Annotated in this window: 19 protein-coding genes; 15 read left to right on the forward strand and 4 right to left on the reverse strand. The window is 35.0% G+C overall.

Features of this window, described 5'->3' with window-relative positions; genetic code table 11:
• Positions 1-135 precede the first annotated feature (135 nt).
• The 4 genes from AC07UM_RS08590 (at position 136) to AC07UM_RS08605 (ending at position 4,141) form a co-directional block, all read left to right on the forward strand.
• Positions 136-714 carry a HupE/UreJ family protein gene (locus AC07UM_RS08590; RefSeq protein WP_494682077.1) on the forward strand — a complete coding sequence of 193 codons (579 nt, stop codon included), beginning with the start codon at positions 136-138 and terminating at the stop codon, positions 712-714.
• Between the two features lie 67 nt (positions 715-781).
• Positions 782-3,172 carry a M1 family metallopeptidase gene (locus AC07UM_RS08595; RefSeq protein WP_494682078.1) on the forward strand — a complete coding sequence of 797 codons (2,391 nt, stop codon included), beginning with the start codon at positions 782-784 and terminating at the stop codon, positions 3,170-3,172.
• Between the two features lie 157 nt (positions 3,173-3,329).
• Complete coding sequence (locus tag AC07UM_RS08600) at positions 3,330-3,746, forward strand: ester cyclase (RefSeq protein ID WP_494682079.1); 417 nt, start codon at positions 3,330-3,332, stop codon at positions 3,744-3,746.
• 254 nt (positions 3,747-4,000) lie between these two features.
• The gene (locus AC07UM_RS08605) at positions 4,001-4,141 is read left to right on the forward strand and encodes a hypothetical protein (RefSeq protein ID WP_494682080.1); all 141 of its coding nucleotides are present in this window, start codon (positions 4,001-4,003) and stop codon (positions 4,139-4,141) included.
• 55 nt (positions 4,142-4,196) lie between these two features.
• On the opposite strand, the gene AC07UM_RS08610 is transcribed toward AC07UM_RS08605, so the two are convergent.
• The gene (locus AC07UM_RS08610) at positions 4,197-4,895 is read right to left on the reverse strand and encodes a LytR/AlgR family response regulator transcription factor (protein ID WP_494682081.1); all 699 of its coding nucleotides are present in this window, start codon (positions 4,893-4,895) and stop codon (positions 4,197-4,199) included.
• Positions 4,888-6,000: a sensor histidine kinase gene (locus AC07UM_RS08615; RefSeq protein ID WP_494682082.1), complete on the reverse strand. Its 1,113-nt coding sequence runs from the start codon at positions 5,998-6,000 to the stop codon at positions 4,888-4,890. Before AC07UM_RS08615 ends, AC07UM_RS08610 begins: the two co-directional genes overlap by 8 nt.
• Before the next feature lie 151 nt (positions 6,001-6,151).
• Here AC07UM_RS08615 and AC07UM_RS08620 point away from each other — a divergent pair, with 151 nt between their 5' ends.
• The 9 genes from AC07UM_RS08620 to AC07UM_RS08660 all read left to right on the forward strand — a co-directional run bounded on the left by AC07UM_RS08620 (position 6,152) and on the right by AC07UM_RS08660 (position 15,486).
• Complete coding sequence (locus AC07UM_RS08620) at positions 6,152-6,844, forward strand: DUF2490 domain-containing protein (protein WP_494682083.1); 693 nt, start codon at positions 6,152-6,154, stop codon at positions 6,842-6,844.
• A 25-nt stretch (positions 6,845-6,869) separates the two neighbouring features.
• The gene (locus AC07UM_RS08625; RefSeq protein ID WP_494682084.1) at positions 6,870-8,156 is read left to right on the forward strand and encodes a CitMHS family transporter; all 1,287 of its coding nucleotides are present in this window, start codon (positions 6,870-6,872) and stop codon (positions 8,154-8,156) included.
• A gap of 39 nt (positions 8,157-8,195) precedes the next feature.
• Positions 8,196-9,404 (forward strand): dicarboxylate/amino acid:cation symporter, encoded by a 1,209-nt coding sequence (locus AC07UM_RS08630; RefSeq protein ID WP_494682085.1) that lies wholly within the window; start codon positions 8,196-8,198, stop codon positions 9,402-9,404.
• An 81-nt stretch (positions 9,405-9,485) separates the two neighbouring features.
• Positions 9,486-10,208 carry a DUF3108 domain-containing protein gene (locus AC07UM_RS08635; RefSeq protein WP_494682086.1) on the forward strand — a complete coding sequence of 241 codons (723 nt, stop codon included), beginning with the start codon at positions 9,486-9,488 and terminating at the stop codon, positions 10,206-10,208.
• Positions 10,209-10,385: 177 nt separating this feature from the next.
• Positions 10,386-10,520 carry a hypothetical protein gene (locus AC07UM_RS08640; RefSeq protein WP_262484685.1) on the forward strand — a complete coding sequence of 45 codons (135 nt, stop codon included), beginning with the start codon at positions 10,386-10,388 and terminating at the stop codon, positions 10,518-10,520.
• A gap of 166 nt (positions 10,521-10,686) precedes the next feature.
• A complete protein-coding gene (locus AC07UM_RS08645; RefSeq protein ID WP_034696138.1) occupies positions 10,687-10,965 on the forward strand; it encodes a co-chaperone GroES in 279 nt (92 codons plus the stop codon).
• Between the two features lie 104 nt (positions 10,966-11,069).
• Positions 11,070-12,695 (forward strand): chaperonin GroEL, encoded by a 1,626-nt coding sequence (groL, locus tag AC07UM_RS08650; RefSeq protein ID WP_103232534.1) that lies wholly within the window; start codon positions 11,070-11,072, stop codon positions 12,693-12,695.
• Positions 12,696-13,963: 1,268 nt separating this feature from the next.
• Positions 13,964-14,737, forward strand: coding sequence for a hypothetical protein (locus AC07UM_RS08655; protein WP_494682087.1), 774 nt, complete (start codon positions 13,964-13,966; stop codon positions 14,735-14,737).
• 80 nt (positions 14,738-14,817) lie between these two features.
• Positions 14,818-15,486, forward strand: coding sequence for a hypothetical protein (locus tag AC07UM_RS08660; RefSeq protein WP_494682088.1), 669 nt, complete (start codon positions 14,818-14,820; stop codon positions 15,484-15,486).
• Positions 15,487-15,622: 136 nt separating this feature from the next.
• On the opposite strand, the gene AC07UM_RS08665 is transcribed toward AC07UM_RS08660, so the two are convergent.
• The gene (locus tag AC07UM_RS08665) at positions 15,623-15,847 is read right to left on the reverse strand and encodes a helix-turn-helix domain-containing protein (RefSeq protein WP_068944690.1); all 225 of its coding nucleotides are present in this window, start codon (positions 15,845-15,847) and stop codon (positions 15,623-15,625) included.
• A 520-nt stretch (positions 15,848-16,367) separates the two neighbouring features.
• Between AC07UM_RS08665 and AC07UM_RS08670 the strand changes: the two genes are divergently transcribed.
• Together AC07UM_RS08670 and AC07UM_RS08675 are read left to right on the forward strand one after the other, a co-directional pair.
• Positions 16,368-16,892 (forward strand): hypothetical protein, encoded by a 525-nt coding sequence (locus AC07UM_RS08670; protein WP_494682089.1) that lies wholly within the window; start codon positions 16,368-16,370, stop codon positions 16,890-16,892.
• Between the two features lie 108 nt (positions 16,893-17,000).
• Entirely contained in the window at positions 17,001-17,543 is a 543-nt protein-coding gene (locus AC07UM_RS08675) for a hypothetical protein (protein ID WP_494682090.1), read from the forward strand.
• A 113-nt stretch (positions 17,544-17,656) separates the two neighbouring features.
• On the opposite strand, the gene AC07UM_RS08680 is transcribed toward AC07UM_RS08675, so the two are convergent.
• On the reverse strand, positions 17,657-18,004 hold the full coding sequence (locus tag AC07UM_RS08680) for a winged helix-turn-helix transcriptional regulator (protein ID WP_494682091.1): 348 nt from the start codon (positions 18,002-18,004) through the stop codon (positions 17,657-17,659).
• Between the last annotated feature and the right edge of the window lie 13 nt (positions 18,005-18,017).

Genomic DNA, 18,017 nt, shown 5'->3' on the forward strand with positions numbered 1-18,017 from the left:
ATGCAATTATACAATTTTTATCCGACATGGAAATAACCTACATTATTGATAGTTATTTAACATAAAATACAATAAAAGCCATAAAATTAAGTTTGTTTTTATAGAATATTCAAAACCTAACAATTTATCATTATAATGCAGGATTTTCTTTTTTATTTAAACCTTGGATGGGAACATATTATCTCTTTGGACGCCTTAGATCACCAGCTCTTTGTTCTGGCTTTGATCGCCGTGTATTCATACAGTGACTGGAAGAAAATATTGATACTTGTCACCGCATTTACAATCGGGCATTCCATTACATTAGCATTGAGTATATTGGATGTTTTCAGGGTTCCCTCAGATTGGGTTGAGTTTTTAATTCCCTTGACTATCGTTGTGACTTCTTTGGATAATATTATCATGAAGAACCAGAAGCAAACCTTGATGCGCGCCAATTACTATCTGGCATTGATTTTTGGTCTTGTCCATGGAATGGGATTCGCTAATACAGCCAGAATAATGATTGCGAAAAGCCAGAGCATTGCTCTCCCTCTTCTTGGATTCAATATCGGGCTGGAACTAGGACAGATTGTAATTGTTCTTGGTATTCTAGTCACTTTATTTATTCTGCTGAACGTTTTTAAGGTAAATAAAAAAGACTGGATTCTGTTTGTCTCTTCCGGAGTATTTGCTTTATCCTTAAAAATGACTTTGGAAAGAATTCCTTTTTAAAAGTTAAATATTTTTATTATTTCAGCAGCTAATTATTATCTTTGATCATTAATAAATCATTTCGGTTATGAAACTAAAAGTTGCTATATTTTCACTTTCTGTATTCGCATATACAGGTTTCACCGCACAAAATATTCAGAATAACCCAGGCAGCAACCACGGCAATAAATTTGAGCAGCTGGGAACTATTCTTCCTACACCCAACATTTACAGAACAGCTTCCGGAGCTCCCGGACACGGATACTGGCAAAACAGAGCCGATTACAACATTTCCGCTTATCTGGATGAGGATAAAAGAAATTTGAAAGGTTCAGAAACAGTAACCTATTACAACAATTCTCCTGATGACCTGGATTATATATGGTTGCAGCTTGATGAAAACGAGCATTCAAGTATCAGAAATGCCGGATATGATAATTCATCTGTTCTGCGCCCTTCAACGACTGATCAACAGCTCAAAGTTTCTGAGCTGCCGGTAAAAGATAATGGTTATGGAGTCAGTCTTGAAAAAGTAACAGATGCTTCTGGTAATCCTCTGAAATATACCGTCAACAAAACCATGATGCGTATTGATCTTCCTAAAGTTCTGAAAAAGGGAGAAAAGTTCGTTTTCAAAGTAGACTGGAACTACAATATCTCCAACAGGATGAAAATGGGAGGCCGTGGAGGATATGAGAACTTCCCGGAAGATGGTAATGATCTGTATACTATGGCACAATGGTATCCAAGAATGTGTGTATACAGCGACTTTCAGGGATGGCAGAACCATCAGTTTACCGGAAGAGGTGAATTTGCCTTAGTATTTGGAGATTTTAAGGTAACCATGAATGTACCATCCGACCATATTGTGGGCGGAACCGGAGAATGTAAAAATTATGATCAGGTATTAACATCTGATCAATTATCAAGATATAGAAAAGCTGAGAATGCCTCTGAGCCCATCGAAATTGTAACATTGGATGAAGCTAAAAAAGCAGAAAAAAATCATTCAAAGCAAAGAAAAACCTGGGTTTTTGAAGCGAAAGATGTTCGTGACTTTGCATGGACTTCTTCCAGAAAATTTGTCTGGGACGGAATGCGCGTAACGATTCCTGAAAACAATAATAAAGTAATGGCAATGAGCTTCTATCCAAAGGAGTCTTATGGTCTTTACAGAAAGTTTTCCACAAAAGCAGTTGCCCATACCGTTAAAACCTATTCAGAATTTACAATTCCTTATCCCTATCCGGTGGCTCAGTCTGTAGAGGCTGCCAATGGAATGGAATATCCAATGATCTGCTTCAATTTCGGAAGAACTGAAAAAGACGGAACGTATTCTGAAGGAACCAAAAATGGAATGCTCGGCGTGATTATTCATGAAGTGGGACACAACTTCTTCCCGATGATCATCAATTCTGATGAAAGACAGTGGGCCTGGATGGATGAAGGTCTGAATACCTTTACAGAATACCTTACAGAAGAAAAATGGGATAATAAATTCCCTTCGAAAAGAGGACCGGCATGGACGATCGTAGATTATATGAAACTTCCGAAAGACCAGCTGGAACCTATCATGAGTAACTCTGAAAATATTGTTCAGTATGGACCCAATGCTTATTCAAAACCTGCCACAGGGCTAAATATTCTTCGTGAAACGATCATGGGAAGGGAACTTTTCGACAAAGCATTTAAAACCTATGCTAAAAGATGGGCTTTTAAACATCCTGAACCTGCCGATTTATTCCGTACAATGGAAGATGCCAGCGGTGAAGATCTTGACTGGTTCTGGAGAGGCTGGTTCTATGGTACAGATCCTGTAGATATTGCCATTGATAAAGTAACAGTAGCGGTTCCTAATCTGGAAACGGATCCAAAAGCTGCTGCAGAAGTAAAATATCAGGTTGAAAAACCTTTGGTAAACAGTTTTGAAGACCTTTCGAAGATCAGAAACAGAGAAGACAAGAATATCAAATTCTATGTGGACGGAGACAAAGATGCCCAGGATTTCTATTACAGATATGACAGAGGGCAGGAAAAGGTTGACAATAATAAGGAATACGCTATTAAAACAGAAGCAGGTCTTCCTTTGGATGCTAAGGATAAAAGTCAATTTAAAAATATTACAGCCTATCAAATTGACTTTGTGAACAAAGGCGGACTGGTAATGCCTATTATCCTTGAGTTTACTTTTGAAGATGGTTCAAAATTATATGACAAATCCGCAGCTCAGATCTGGAGGCTGAATGAACAAAAGGTTTCCAAAACGTATTATTTTGATAAGAAACTGAAATCAATTCAGCTTGATCCAATGCGAGAAACCGCGGATATTGATACTACAAATAATTTCTGGAGCAGTGCCGGATCCGGTACGGAAACTTCAAAATTCCAGCTTTTTAAACAAAAACAGGAAGCAGGTTCTGTAAGAGGCGGCGCCAACGGCAAAGTAAATCCGATGCAGGCTGCAGGTAAGAAATCATAACATAAAAAAAACTGTCTACGGGCAGTTTTTTATGTTTAAATAGTATCCCCATTACAATAGATTATGAGCTTCAAACTCAATAACACCCCAAAATCTCCATCCATTATAAACACTATAAATTGATTGATATCACTTTACAAAACCCAAAAATAGACCTATGAACAGTTTAGAAAAAAATAAAGAAACCGTGAGACGCTTCAACAAAGAAGTCATTGAGCAATGTAATTTAGACTCGTTCAGACAACTTTTGGATGATGATTTTATTAACAGGACAGCACCACCTGACAGCAACGATGGTAATGGAATGTGGAATACATTTTTCAATATTTTAAAACCTGCATTTCCCGACCTGGCCGTAGAGATCTATGATCAGATTGCCGAAGAGGATAAGGTAACAACAAGAAAAGCAATCATTGGAACCCATACAGGAGTTCTTATGGGAATAAAGCCTACAGGCAAGCAGGTTAAAATTGATGTGATAGATATTGTACGTCTAAAAAATGGAAAATATGTGGAACATTGGGGAATTAATACACTCCCGAGTATTTTATCGGAACTCAGAAAAACAGAATAATACTTTCTCCAATTTAAATTTTCCCACCCGGGATTTCTAATTATTATTCGATCCTATCCATTGTGTTATTCTTCATTCCTGAAAAAGATTGGATAACAATAAAATCTATCCCAATACCAATATCCGCATTTCATCTACACAAAACACAACAAGCTGATATAAAAAGTATTATCTTTAAAAAACCATAAACACCAAATGTCAAAAACCTGATTGACTTTAAATGTTCAGGCTTTATAAAAATCAAAATATTACTTATGAAAAATGCCAAATTACTGAGCAGAAATGCTCAAAAAGCGGTCAAAGGTGGAATTGTCTCTGCCAGACTTGTGTGCTGCGAACGTGATGATAACGGAAAATGTACTTTATGGATCGGGCCGGGACAACATTGTCCTTAGTATGATCATCTCATAACAATGCAGAATAGAGCCGGAAATTTCCGGCTTTTTTATTTTAACTTAAATGTTCTCTTACATTCTTTTTATAGGTTCTTCCCAGCGGAAGATGCTCTCCATTTTTCAGATACACATTCCCGGAATCATAGGAATTGATATGGTCTGATAACACAATATAGGATTTATGAATTCTGATAAATCCAAAATGCTGAAATTTTTCTTCAAAATTGGACATTCTTTCAAGGATCATATACTTTTTCAATGGAGTCATCAGCACAATATACTCTCCGAATCCTTGTATCCACAGAATATCTTTGAGAAACACCTTATTCATCACATAGTTCGATTTGAACATAATATAGTCTTCCTGATGACGGTTATTCGCTGGGTTTTTAAATTGAAAAAAATCCTTTGCCTTATTGACAGCTTTTTTAAAGGTATCAAAATCTACTGGTTTTATAAGATAATGAACAACATCCAATTCAAATGCTTTCACTGCATATTTTGATTCCAGGGTAAGGAAAATACACAGTGGTGGATCGGGAAGCTGTTGTAAAAGCTCTACTCCATTTATTTTAGGCATATTGATATCAAAAACAACCAGATCAACTTTGTTTGCTTTAAGAAAAATCAAGGCTTCTTCCGGATCCTGAAATGATCCCAGCAGCTCTACATCTTCCAGCTGGGCACAATATTGCTTGACAAGCTGTAAAGCAGGGTATTCATCATCAACATTTACTACAGTCAGATTAGCCATTTATTTTAATTTTTAAAACAATTTTATAGTGATTATTTTCTTCCGGTCCTGAAAGGAATTCAAATTTGCCGGCATACCATTTTTCTAATATATGAAGAACTGCATCATTTCCCAATCCGTGGTAACCTGTTTCTACCTGACGAGCCTGATAAGCAGCTATAGAGTTGGTGATTTCAAACCACAATTCTGAACCTTCTATGGTACAGGACAGATTGATAAAACTTCTCTCCTCTTCTCCTATAGCAGAATGTTTCAAAGCATTTTCAAACAATGTAAGGAGTATAGAAGGCGGAATTTCTGCAATATCAAACTCTTCCTGATCCTGAAGGTTTAAAGTGATAGTAAGCAGGTTATTGTATTTTAACTGATAGAGATCTGCAAGCGCTTTTAACGAAGAAAGCTCCTGAGCAACACTTATTTTTTCTTTTCCGCTGTCATAGATAATATATTGTAATAGCTTACTCAGCTGCAAAATAGAATCGGACGTCTTTTCAGTATGCGTAAAGCTGTTGGCATACATATTATTAAGGGTATTGAGTAAAAAATGTGGATTCAGTTTGGATTTCAATAAATCCAGATAAAGCTGTTCTTTTTCTTCTCCAAGATTGATCACATCCTGCTCTATAAGAAATTTATCTTTTGTAATTCCTAAAAACGAGGCAACAAGAATCACAATTCCCTGAGAGATATACACATTATACAGGAAACCTACGTAATACCCTTCTTTAGTAAAATTCATGCTAAAAACTGCCGGTTCCCAAAGAATCCTGAAAAGGCTGGAAACCAAAAAGGCAATCAATGCATACAGGATAAACTCCGGATATTTGTTGGATAGATAGAAATAAGGTACAAAATAGTAGTATACCAGATAATAGATCCCGACATTCAAAAATACGTTCAAAATAATACTCCAGATTAATTCAAAACCATTCAGGAAGTAGTTTTCGGTGAAATAAGTAATCAGAATGAAGATAAAAAAGAAAAAAATATGCTGAAACCTCAATAAAAATTTCCAGCGGTACTTCATAAGGCTTTCCAGAATCTTACCACTAAATAAAACCCTTATAATCAATAATATAATAATAAAATTTATGATTAAAAACATACTTCGAGCCTTATTTTCAGCTTTACCAAATATAATATCTTTTTATCTCAAAATGCAGTTCGTTGAGAAAAACGGTCATTGATTGAAAAAATCCAGGTCTGCTCTTCCTAATAAATATATTTGAGAAACTGCAATGTTAATCAAATATTACATGAAACTTAATATAAAATCAACACTTCTTTTATCATTACTCTTATTGAATGGACTTTTATATAGTCAGAGTAAGGATAATTATAATATGTGGTTTCAGTACCTGATGTCGGCAAAGATTACCGATAAAAGTACCTTAACCGCACTTACACAGTACCGTTCTTTTGATCTGGCTTATGACACCAGGCTTTTTCTTGTCAATGCCTATGTAGACTATGAAGTGGCAGAAAATATAAGACCTGCTGCAGGGGCGATGTTTCTGGTCCTTGAGTCATACAATGCGGATGATTCTAAAAAAATACGATATGAGAAAAGACCCTTTCAGCAAGTAACAGCCGAGTATTTTATCGGCAGAACGTCAATATCTAACCGTCTGAGAGTAGAAGAGCGTTTTCTCAGCAATCCGGATGAATTCCAGGTTAGGCTCCGGTATCTGATCTCGGTCAGAATTCCTTTCAACAAAAAAGGGGAAAAAGAAAAACTCTATGGCATTCTTAAAAATGAAATAAGAATGAATATTGAAAAAGAAGAACCTTTCGACAGCAACCGTATCACTGCCGGTCTTGGGATCAAAACCGGAAAAAATTCGGCACTGGAAATCGCTTTTATCAATCAGTTGGAAACCCGAAAGACCAGTAACTATGGATTCATAGGTTTCAGAAACACTTTTGACTGGAGAAAAAAACAAAAATAATCATATCATTAACAGATAACATACTATGCTTACATTTCTTGGCTTTTTAATGATTTTTATATTCATGGTGCTCATCATGAATAAAAAAATGACTCCTCTTACCGCCCTTGTGCTCGTTCCTGTCCTCATTGCTGCAATAGCAGGTTTTGGACCGGAACTGGGGAAAATGATGAAAGATGGAGTAAAAGAAATTGCTCTTACGGGAGTCATGCTGATCTTTGCCATCCTTTATTTCAGCTTAATGATTGATACCGGACTTTTTGAACCGCTTGTGAACGCCATTTTAAAAGCCGTTGGAGATGATCCGGTAAAAACAACGATCGGAACTGCACTCCTTACCACGTTGGTTTCGTTAGATGGTGATGGGTCTTCTACTTATATTATTGTGGTAGCAGCCATGCTGCCTCTTTATAAAAAACAAGGAATGAATCCCCTGGTCCTTACCTGCATCATCATGCTTGCCGGAGGAATTATGAATATTTTACCTTGGGGTGGTCCTACGGCCCGGGTAATGAGTTCACTGAAACTTGGACATACTGAAATATTTGTCCCGATGATTCCGGTTATGCTGATCGGTATTGTATGGGTATTTATAGTGGCTTATATCCTTGGGGTAAAAGAGAGAAAAAGAATCAGTAAGCACGGAAAATACACAAAATACAGCCAACAGGATATTGTAGGAGAAAATGATCCGGCATTGCGCCGACCGAAGCTGCTTATTGTCAATCTGATCCTTACTGTTGTGCTTCTCTGTGTGATGATACTTGACATTATTCCTCTTGGAATTGCTTTTATGATTGCGTTTTGTATTGCTTCCGTCATCAATTATCCAAAACTTAAAGATCAGCAGAAAATTATTGCAAAACATTCCGGGAATGCGCTGTCTGTAGCGGGAATGATCTTTGGTGCGGGGATTTTCACCGGAATTCTTAACGGAACAGGAATTATGAATTCTATGGGAAACAGCATCATTGGTATTGTTCCGAAAGACTGGGGAAGCTATCTTAATGTCATCACGGCTATATTCAGTGTGCCTCTCACCTTTTTCTTAACTAATGATGCTTATTATTTCGGAATATTACCCGTGATCACCGCTACAGGTCATCAGATGGGTATTCCTCCCGATATTTTGGGACGGGCCAGCCTTGTGGGTCAGGCTTCCCATTTGTTAAGTCCATTGGTTCCCTCTACCTATTTACTGGTCTCTTTAGCCGGAGTTGAATTTTCAGATCATTTAAAGTTTACCCTGAAATGGGCGATAGGATCTTCTATTGTTATGTTACTGGCAGCGTTGGTACTTCACATTATATAAGATTATATTTATAAATTCGTATTCTCATCTTAATCTATAATGACAGCTCAATCCAGGCAAAAAACATTTACAGACTCCTATTTGAGAAATCTTAGTCTCTATGTATTCACAGCAATTATCTGTGGAGCATTGGCAGGCTATTACTTTCCTGAAATCGGGCGGCCGCTGGAAAAAGTGAGTCATTATTTTTTTATGCTTCTTGAGGTCCTTATTGTTCCGGTGATCTTCATCGCTGTGACGTATGGGGTAAGCTATATTTTCAGTATTGAAAATGCTTTTAAAATTACGTTACAGATGATTATTTATTTCCTGATCATCACTTCGGTAAGCATTGCATTGGGAATTGGATTTGGTCTTCTTTTAAAACCGGGAGTGAATACGGAAATATCTCTTTCAATGGTTAATAAAAGTTTACCGAAACGTTTTTTAAGCTATTCAACCAATCCGCTTTATCTCAGTAATTATGTACTTTTTCTTTTATTATCCATCTCTGCCGGGATAGCTATAGGCCTGTCTAAAGGAAAAAATAAACTGCTCCGCATTTTAGATGAGGGTAAAGACCTGTTCTTTAAACTGATAAAGTATGTATACATTTTCCTTCCCATCGTTATCTTCTGTAATATCGCTTACGGAATCTCAGTGTATGGAATTAATACTTTGCTGCCATTAAGCAAAGTGGTAGCCACAGTGTATCTTGCCTGTCTTGTTTTTATTTTTGGAATTCTGGGACCTGTAACACACTTGTTCAAAATCAATCTCTGGGATTTTTTAATCAGCATTAAAGAAGAGATTATCCTTGTGGTAGCTACTTCTTCTTCCAAAACAGCTTTCCCCATGATCTTTGAAAAAATGGAATCTCAGGGATATGATCTGAAAATTCTGCGGTTTGTCATCCCGCTCGGGTATAATTTTAATCTGGCAGGAGCCTGTATTTATCTTTCTATTTCATGTATTTTCCTGGTTCAGTTGTATAATATTCCTCTTACAACACAGGATTATTTCTGGCTTTTCATCATTATTTCACTAGCTTCAAAAACGGCATCCGGTGTTCCGGGATCAGGTTTTCTGGCACTCATGTTTACCCTAAGCAGATTCGGAAAAATTCCGGTTACAGATCTGGCATTATTGTATAGTGTAGACCGTTTTATGAATGAGGCGAGATCAGTAACCAATTTCATAGGCATTTCGGTTTCGGCTGCTATTATTTCAAAACTGAATCAGCAGCAGAAAGACAAAACTCAATCTTAAGGATTCTTTTTATTTTCAAAAAAACCTTCATAGTTTTCCTGTAACTTTTTGAAAACCAATAGTACTTATTGGGTAAAAACTATGAGAATATTTATTTTTCTTTTACTGATAAGCAGTACCCATTTATTTTCCCAGAAACTTCTTACCCCGGCCCATTCCGGTATTGATTCAAAACTGATAAAAGATGAAACTTCCGAAGCAATATGGTATGTTGAAAATGCAGGTTCAAAAACAGAAATCGGAAGCATTATTACGGAGCTTAAAAAGCTAAACAAAACAGACCTTCTTATCAAAACTACTGTAAAAATGAAGCAAGCTCCGGACGCTAAATGGATAGATTCAGCCATTGTAAAAAAGGCTGATTTTTCTCCACACTATCATTCTTCCTACAATTCTATGAGAGATATGGTTCTTAGATTCGGGAAAAATAAGGTAACCGGATATTACCTGGATAAAAAGTCTCAGAAAAAAGATCTAATTGAAACAGATGCGGCGAATTATTTTGACAGCAGCAGCTATCCCATGCTGATAAGATTTTTGCCTTTACAAGAAAACTATTCTTCTGAAATTTATATTTTCGATTATAATCCAAAAGCCAGCAAAAATGGAGTCATCAAAGCTTACGTACTGGATGTTAAAAAAACGGAATACAATGGGAAACCAGTTTGGACAGTAAAAACAACTGATGATATCAGTAACAAGACCACAACCACCATATATTTTATTGATCCTGAAACCAGAAAAATCGTAAAACAGGAAATGGATATGGCGGGAAGAAAAATGTCACTGGAATTTATTAAATAAGCCCAACACCTTTATCAACTGAAAATCAAAATATTATTCAAAAAAATAAGATTGAAATATATCACATATTAAGGAAAAATATTTATCTTTGTTTGATATAACACACAAAACACCAATGTCAAAAAACCTGATTGACTATAAAATATTCAGGAATCGTACACACAAAAAATTATTACTATGAAAAATGCTAAATTATTAAGCAGAGATGCTCAAAAATCTATCAATGGAGGAGCAGCTGGGCGCTTTTGTTGTGAATACAATTACAAAGGGCAATGTATCCTTTGGATCGGACCGGGACAGTATTGCCCATAGTTCAATCCTCTCATAACAATCATAAAAGTCGGAAAGTTTCCGGCTTTTTCTTTTTTCTGCCAAATTTTCACATTCAGATACAAAAGTCTGCCATTTCAGCCATCTCCCTCTCATGGCATACATTTAGAGAAATATTAAGCAGAAATAATTAATAAATAAACATATTATGTCAGTAAACTTTAAACCATTAGCAGACAGAGTTCTAGTAGAACCTATCGCTGCAGAAACTAAAACAGCTTCAGGTATTATCATCCCGGACACTGCAAAGGAAAAGCCGCAAGAAGGTACTGTAGTGGCAGTAGGTCCTGGTAAAAAAGATGAGCCTACAACTGTTCAGGTAGGGGACAAAGTTCTTTATGGAAAATATTCAGGTGCTGAATTGAAGCTGGAAGGTAAAGATTATTTAATCGTAAGAGAAGCTGATTTATTAGGAATTATTGGCTAAGATTTAAGATCACAGACATCAGATTTAAGATTAAAAAAATCAAATTAAAAAACTTTTGTTAGTTGTCTAATATCTGACATCTAACATCTAATATCTAATCAAAAATGGCAAAAGAAATAAAATTCGATATTGAATCAAGAGACGCTCTAAAGAGAGGAGTAGATGCATTGGCTAATGCAGTAAAAGTAACTTTAGGTCCTAAAGGAAGAAACGTAGTTATCGAAAAATCTTTCGGTGCTCCTCATGTAACTAAGGACGGTGTTTCTGTTGCAAAAGAAATCGAACTTGAAGACAGAGTAGAAAATATGGGAGCGCAGATGGTAAAAGAAGTGGCTTCCAAAACTAATGATATCGCAGGAGACGGTACTACTACCGCTACTGTTTTGGCTCAGGCTATCGTAAGAGAAGGTCTTAAGAATGTAGCTGCTGGTGCTAACCCAATGGACTTAAAAAGAGGAATCGACAAAGCAGTAACTGCAGTTGTTGAAAACCTTAAAGCACAGTCTCAAACTGTTGGAGATTCTACAGAAATGGTAAAGCAAGTGGCTTCCGTATCTGCTAACAATGACGAAACGATCGGTGCTTTGATCGCTGAAGCTTTCGGAAAAGTAGGTAAAGAAGGAGTAATCACTGTAGAAGAAGCTAAAGGTATCGATACAACAGTAGACGTTGTAGAAGGTATGCAGTTCGACAGAGGATACCAGTCACCTTACTTCGTGACTAACCCTGAGAAAATGTTAACTGAACTAGAAAATCCATATATCCTTTTAGTAGAGAAAAAAATCTCTTCAATGAAAGAATTATTACCCGTTCTTGAGCCAATCGCACAAGGTGGTAAGTCTTTATTGATTATCTCTGAAGAAGTTGAAGGAGAAGCTTTAGCTACTTTGGTGGTGAACAAACTAAGAGGTTCTCTTAAAATTGCTGCTGTAAAAGCTCCAGGATTCGGAGACAGAAGAAAAGCAATGTTAGAAGATATCGCGATCCTTACAGGCGGACAAGTGATCTCTGAAGAGCAAGGTTTCACTATGGAAAACATCTCTTTAGATATGCTTGGTACTGCTGAGAAAGTAACGATCGACAAAGACAACACAACGGTTGTAAACGGTGGTGGTGACGAAGCTAAAATCAAAGGAAGAGTAGCGCAGATCAAAGCTCAGATGGAAACATCTACTTCTGATTATGATAAAGAAAAACTTCAGGAAAGATTAGCTAAGTTAGCTGGTGGTGTTGCTGTACTTTATGTAGGTGCTGCTTCTGAAGTTGAAATGAAAGAGAAAAAAGACAGAGTTGACGATGCACTTCACGCTACAAGAGCAGCAGTTGAAGAAGGTATCGTAGCTGGTGGAGGTGTTGCTTTAGTAAGAGCAATCTCTGCTTTGGAAAACCTTACAGGAATCAATTCTGACGAAACTACAGGGATCAAAATCGTAAAAAGAGCGATCGAAGAGCCATTAAGACAAATCGTTGCTAACGCAGGTGGTGAAGGTTCTGTAATCGTTGCTAAAGTAGCAGAAGGTTCAGGAGACTTCGGATACAACGCGAAAACTGACGAGTATGTACACATGCTTGAAGCAGGAATCATTGACCCAACTAAAGTAACAAGAGTTGCCCTTGAAAATGCAGCTTCTGTATCTGGAATGCTTCTTACCACTGAATGTGTTATCACTGAAGTAAAGAGCGCTGAACCAGCTATGCCAATGGGTGGTGGAATGCCAGGAATGATGTAGTAGCAAATTGCTAAGACAAATTTAATATATAAACCGCTCTGCTTTTGTAGAGCGGTTTTTTATTTTGTAGATAACTCCTTTGTTTATCATTTATTATTTACTATTGCGTTTATCCAAAAACAACTAAAAATAAACCGCTGTTTAACAAGCAATTGTACAATACACATATGAAATAAGCTCAATAATATATATGTGATATTTGCGCAATACGTATATTTGGACGTTAGCTGCAACCCTATTTGAAAATTCTGCATTAAATGAATAATTGTAAAACAATAAAAATTTTGTACTTAATTGCTTTCAATTTTGTTTTGTTCTATTGCTTTTACAAACTTATTGATTCACCAAAAATTTGTGTAATTATATTGAATCTTTTTTTATCATTATCGTGTTTAAATTTTGCAATTATTACTTCCAACAAACTCAAAATATTTGAAAGAAAACAAATTTGGTATATAATATCGGAATGGTTTTTAGGATTTTTGATAATATCATTCTTTACAAAATTCTTTTTTTTAAGGATTTCGGAAGATCAATTCACATATTGGATGTCAATATTTTGTGCCTTTTTGTTAGGTGGCTTTTTAACAATATTAAATTATAACAAAACATTTAAATGCAAAACTGACTTAAAAAAAAATTCAATCTATTTAAGTCTACTCTTTTTCTTGTATCCTTTGATTGATTTTTCTTATTACAATTTTGCGTACGACAAAATGTTATATGAATTTTCCGATTTTGCTACAATAATACCACATATAATCATAGTCTTGACTTGGCAAATTTTTATATCACTAAATCTAAAAAAGGGCTGCAGCTAACAAGGGTTTTGCGATAGTGGGGCGAAACTGCAAAGTTCAACGGTATTTCTTCGATTGAACTTTTGTACAAAATCTAACATTTGTACTTCTATTTCTCCACTCCAAAAAGTTTTTCGACTTTGCCAAACAAAACAAGAAATCCAAAGTCAGGAAACTTCGGATAATAGAACCGTAACAAGAATTACCCTTGAAAACTTGAAAACGCAGCTTCTGTATCCGGAATGCTTTTAACAACTGAATGTGTAATCACTGAAGTGAAAAAAGACGAAACAGCTATGCCAATGGGTGGTGGAATGCCAGGAATGATGTAGTAGCGTAAGCTAAGACAATTTAATATATAAACCGTTTTGCTTTTGTGGAACGGTTTTTTTGTGGTTTCCCGTAATAGAATTTTATGATAATATTTTAAATTAGCTAAATCTATTATGATATTGTCTTCATTATAAAATGTCAAAAAAAATAAATTCATTATTCGTTCCTCTTAGAGTAAATTTCAGGAAACATGGATCTGAAATTGCTGAAGATGTTTTTTACAGGTTTCATCCAGCAACATTAAATGTAGGTTCAGAGATTTGTGTCTTTTGTAAGGTACAAAAGAAATTAACAAAAGAACATGTTCTCCCAAAATGGTTATTTCAAAATAAAACAAATATTGGATTCGAAATAAAAGTAAATCAGCAATCAATTTCTTATATAAAAAGCGTCATACCTGCATGTGAAAATTGCAACAATTCAATTTTAGCAGAGATCGAAAAAAAAATTATATATATATTAGAAAATCTTGAAAAAAATGAATATTATGACAATAATGATTTAGCAAATATTATCCGATGGCTTGAGATTTTGGAGTATAAACTTCAAGTGTTTTCTACTAGATTAAAATATATAAAATATGCCAATGGACCATTCTCTGATTTTGGAACACTTCCGGTTTCTTGGATGAATCACTTTTGGGAAATGAATCCTTTTAAAGCATTGAGTAATATTAAGTTTACCCAACGTAACATCAGTATTAAAGATAAATCATCAAGATTGAATTCTTTAGTAATCTTCAGTACTAAAGAGCCTCATTTTGAATTCTTCCATTTACCCACTCAATATATTTTTATTAGTTTTCCAATGTACAGTAATGCATTATTCTATTTTTTTAGAAAAAGATTTGAGAATTTTGAGGAGCCACGTGCAGAAGCAATTGAAATTATGAAAAAAATTCTTGACTGATTTATAATTAATTCAGAGACACAATTAACATGTTTTGTATATTTGAGAGTTATGCAAGATTCTAAATAATATAAATTTTAATGCCAATAATTAAAAAAGGGGAGGTTATTGATATTGAATATATAATTCAACTATCACATAATAAATTTTTTGATGATTTTACACCAAACACGATACCTTCAAAAAGATTTGAAGCAATTAAAATTTCTACAGATAAATTATCCATCAAACTTATTGACAAAAACCAACAAGACTTACTTTCAGTTATTCACGGAAATTTCAAATTATATCATGATATTGAATATTTTGAAATTAAAGGAACATATTCTAAATTACAGAAACATGGTTTTTTAACATACCTTTTTCAGATTTTGGTATATGAATTAGGATATAAAATTTTATCAGACAGTCAACACTCAAGTCCAGGGTCAAAAGAGTTTTGGCAAGCTCTTATAAGAAAATATAACTTTAGTATTTATCGTATAGATATAAAAACAAATTATAAAAGGAGGGCTAGTAGATTTAAAGAAAATGAAATATGGTATGAGGCTACAAATAATAATTTCAATACCTTTTTAGATAATTTCGAATATTATATTGAAGATAATACATTTATTGAAAATGACATTGAAGATTCATATGAGACAGATGATCAGTTAGATGAAATTACTGAAATATTACCTACAGAAATAGAAACCACAAGCTTTTCGATGGAAAATATTAGACTAATAGCAGAAAAGATTTCTTGATTAAATATTATTACGTAAAGTTTCCACCTTTGGAGCTAATAAAAAACTCCCCCTCCCAGCTCCGCAAAGTCTTTGAGCCAATAAAGCCAATTAAAAAACTAAGCTCCGAAATCTTCAGACTTCAGAGCTTTATTTTTTATTCTATTTTAAAATCAAATAATTCTTGAGGATGAACTTCTAAACCTTTAGCTAATTCTTGTATTGTTGAAATCCTTAAATCAACTTCTCCTTTTTCAATTTTACTGATATTACTATGGTCAACATCACATTTCTGAGCTAACTCTCGATAGCTTAATCCCATCTTCTTTCTAAATTTTTCAACTCTTTTCCCAAAAGCGATTCGAAATTCAATTCTATCCATTGCAATACCATTATCAAAGCAATTTGGAAAGTTTACAATAAAAAAATGTAGTTGAATTAACCTACATTTCAAAAATTATATTATATTTGTACAATAAGCTACAATAAATGTAGCTTTGCGATACTTCAAAGAAATATAGAAGCTATTGCTTAGGATCTCGATCTGAAAACTGGTACTTTAAAGCAACGAGATGATAAGCAGGAAGCTCACGACCTAGGCGTGGGCTCTCTTATCTGTTGCAGGGTATACCAGTACCTCAGATCGGATATTGTAGAGTCTCATGCCGTTTTTATTTTCATGCTGTTCTGCTTTTCTACAATCATCTTTTTCTAAGCCTGCTTTACTACATAAAGTATCATGATACGGTACAATGGGGTGTACAATCCATTGCGGCTTTCGGGCTTTTAGAAAAACACAAATTTTATCCTATTCATTCGGCTTGTATAGACAGGAAGCTCAGGCATTGCAGGGCTTACTTCTTTGCTGCCGGGTAAAATCGTACAACAAAAAATACACACTCATGCAAAAAAACAGAACAGACTTTCAAACCCGGCTTGGGAAAGGCCGGAAGAAGCATTACGAGTTACAGCAGATGGAAACATTTTTTCAGCTCAATGACCTGACAGCATCCAAAGAGCTTTTAAACACCATTATGAGCTATGCCCTTAAAAGAAATAGCTGGATAAAAGAAGATCCGTCCGTCATTTATCATTTTCATCAGGCAATGCGGTCATTTGTCCGTGCAGGCTACTTCATCATGCTGAAGGAAAAGAAATATACAGCCAATACTCAGTTGGAAGATGTTTCACCGTTGGCTCTTGGCTTACTTACGGAGAAAGAATACCAAAATCCTCTGTTGGTCTTTAAAAAAGCTTTCAAAGAATACAGCGTTAAGGAATTTGATTATTTTATTTCCGGAATGGTTTATTTCTCAATGGGCATCTATGACAAGCTACCGGAAAGGAATATGGTAAACCCATACATTCATCTTATCAAAATGCTGGATGCAGCGTATCTCCTTCTCGAAAGGAGAAGGAAGAAATAAAAGTGGAAATTCCGGGCTCAAATCAACATTATCATTATAGTATATACTTTATATCGGTACAATATGTAAATTTGGGCCTTACTAAACACTCAACATACTGTTATCAAAATGAAATTAAACATTAAACTTTTTTCAATCTTCATTCTTTTTCTGGTTTCCTCCTCTTCATTTGCCCAAAAGAAGACTCCTTTTCAAATCAATGGAGAGTTATTTGAAATTCCGGGAAAATGGGAATATAAAAATCAACTGAAACAATCCGGACAATTTCACTTAAGCAATAAAGACGAAAAGATAAATTTGCTGATTTCAGTAAGAAAACCTGAAAAATTTGAATTTTATAAAGAAGGTATAACGGAAAAAGAATTGCTGAATGCATTTTACCAATGGGAATATGATTACTGGGCCTCTTCAACCGGAGTGAAAGCTGAAGTTTCCGAAGTAAAGCGAAACGAAGAAAAAAATTATATTATCTGGAAAATTATCCTAAAAGATAAATCTCAGGATGTTAGTAAGGACAAGACTTCATATTTACTATATGCCGTTAGAAACAACAATCTGATTTCATTCAATCTAACCAATAATACAGATAAGAAGAATCCATTAACTGAAACGGAATCCGTTGAACTTCTTGAACAAACTTATTTGAAATAAAAAAATAGACAACCGCTAAGCGTCGTCGCTACCGCACGATTATATCATGTGCCTCTGGCTTTTAGATTACATTATTAGAATTTATAATACTATTACCTCTTAATTATATACAATTACTTCTCCTTTATCTTCCTTCTATGCTTCAAACCAAAATTAATTAAGGCATTGACAACATCTTCAGTTTCTTTGGCATGCGTGGTAAGCGCATACGAAACGGTAACAGGTTTGGTGTTATTAACCGTTCGGGTGATCAGTAAATTATCTTCCAGTTCCTGCAGCTCTTTGGACAGAACTTTTGGACTTATTCCCAAAGCTGTTTCCTGCAGATCTTTAAACCGCATTGTTTTGTGATTATACAAATTATGAAGAATACAGAATTTCCACTTGCCGCCCAATAATTCAATGGCATCTTTAAGAGCCAATATTTGTTCTTTACTGATGTCATTTTTTTTAGTACTCATGCAATAGTTACTT

This window comes from Chryseobacterium sp. GW821-FHT04C04 (assembly GCF_059420365.1).

Excerpts from the sequence above, each read along its gene's own strand:
- AC07UM_RS08665 (WP_068944690.1), bottom strand. The coding sequence starts at position 15,847 with ATGGATAGAATTGAATTTCGAATCGCTTTTGGGAAAAGAGTTGAAAAA.
- AC07UM_RS08680 (WP_494682091.1), bottom strand. The coding sequence starts at position 18,004 with ATGAGTACTAAAAAAAATGACATCAGTAAAGAACAAATATTGGCTCTT.
- AC07UM_RS08605 (WP_494682080.1), top strand. The coding sequence starts at position 4,001 with ATGAAAAATGCCAAATTACTGAGCAGAAATGCTCAAAAAGCGGTCAAA.
- AC07UM_RS08625 (WP_494682084.1), top strand. The coding sequence starts at position 6,870 with ATGCTTACATTTCTTGGCTTTTTAATGATTTTTATATTCATGGTGCTC.
- AC07UM_RS08635 (WP_494682086.1), top strand. The coding sequence starts at position 9,486 with ATGAGAATATTTATTTTTCTTTTACTGATAAGCAGTACCCATTTATTT.
- AC07UM_RS08645 (WP_034696138.1), top strand. The coding sequence starts at position 10,687 with ATGTCAGTAAACTTTAAACCATTAGCAGACAGAGTTCTAGTAGAACCT.
- AC07UM_RS08630 (WP_494682085.1), top strand. The coding sequence starts at position 8,196 with ATGACAGCTCAATCCAGGCAAAAAACATTTACAGACTCCTATTTGAGA.
- AC07UM_RS08610 (WP_494682081.1), bottom strand. The coding sequence starts at position 4,895 with ATGGCTAATCTGACTGTAGTAAATGTTGATGATGAATACCCTGCTTTA.
- AC07UM_RS08590 (WP_494682077.1), top strand. The coding sequence starts at position 136 with ATGCAGGATTTTCTTTTTTATTTAAACCTTGGATGGGAACATATTATC.
- AC07UM_RS08600 (WP_494682079.1), top strand. The coding sequence starts at position 3,330 with ATGAACAGTTTAGAAAAAAATAAAGAAACCGTGAGACGCTTCAACAAA.
- AC07UM_RS08670 (WP_494682089.1), top strand. The coding sequence starts at position 16,368 with ATGCAAAAAAACAGAACAGACTTTCAAACCCGGCTTGGGAAAGGCCGG.
- AC07UM_RS08675 (WP_494682090.1), top strand. The coding sequence starts at position 17,001 with ATGAAATTAAACATTAAACTTTTTTCAATCTTCATTCTTTTTCTGGTT.
- AC07UM_RS08595 (WP_494682078.1), top strand. The coding sequence starts at position 782 with ATGAAACTAAAAGTTGCTATATTTTCACTTTCTGTATTCGCATATACA.
- AC07UM_RS08660 (WP_494682088.1), top strand. The coding sequence starts at position 14,818 with ATGCCAATAATTAAAAAAGGGGAGGTTATTGATATTGAATATATAATT.
- AC07UM_RS08640 (WP_262484685.1), top strand. The coding sequence starts at position 10,386 with ATGAAAAATGCTAAATTATTAAGCAGAGATGCTCAAAAATCTATCAAT.
- AC07UM_RS08620 (WP_494682083.1), top strand. The coding sequence starts at position 6,152 with ATGAAACTTAATATAAAATCAACACTTCTTTTATCATTACTCTTATTG.
- groL (WP_103232534.1), top strand. The coding sequence starts at position 11,070 with ATGGCAAAAGAAATAAAATTCGATATTGAATCAAGAGACGCTCTAAAG.
- AC07UM_RS08615 (WP_494682082.1), bottom strand. The coding sequence starts at position 6,000 with ATGTTTTTAATCATAAATTTTATTATTATATTATTGATTATAAGGGTT.
- AC07UM_RS08655 (WP_494682087.1), top strand. The coding sequence starts at position 13,964 with ATGTCAAAAAAAATAAATTCATTATTCGTTCCTCTTAGAGTAAATTTC.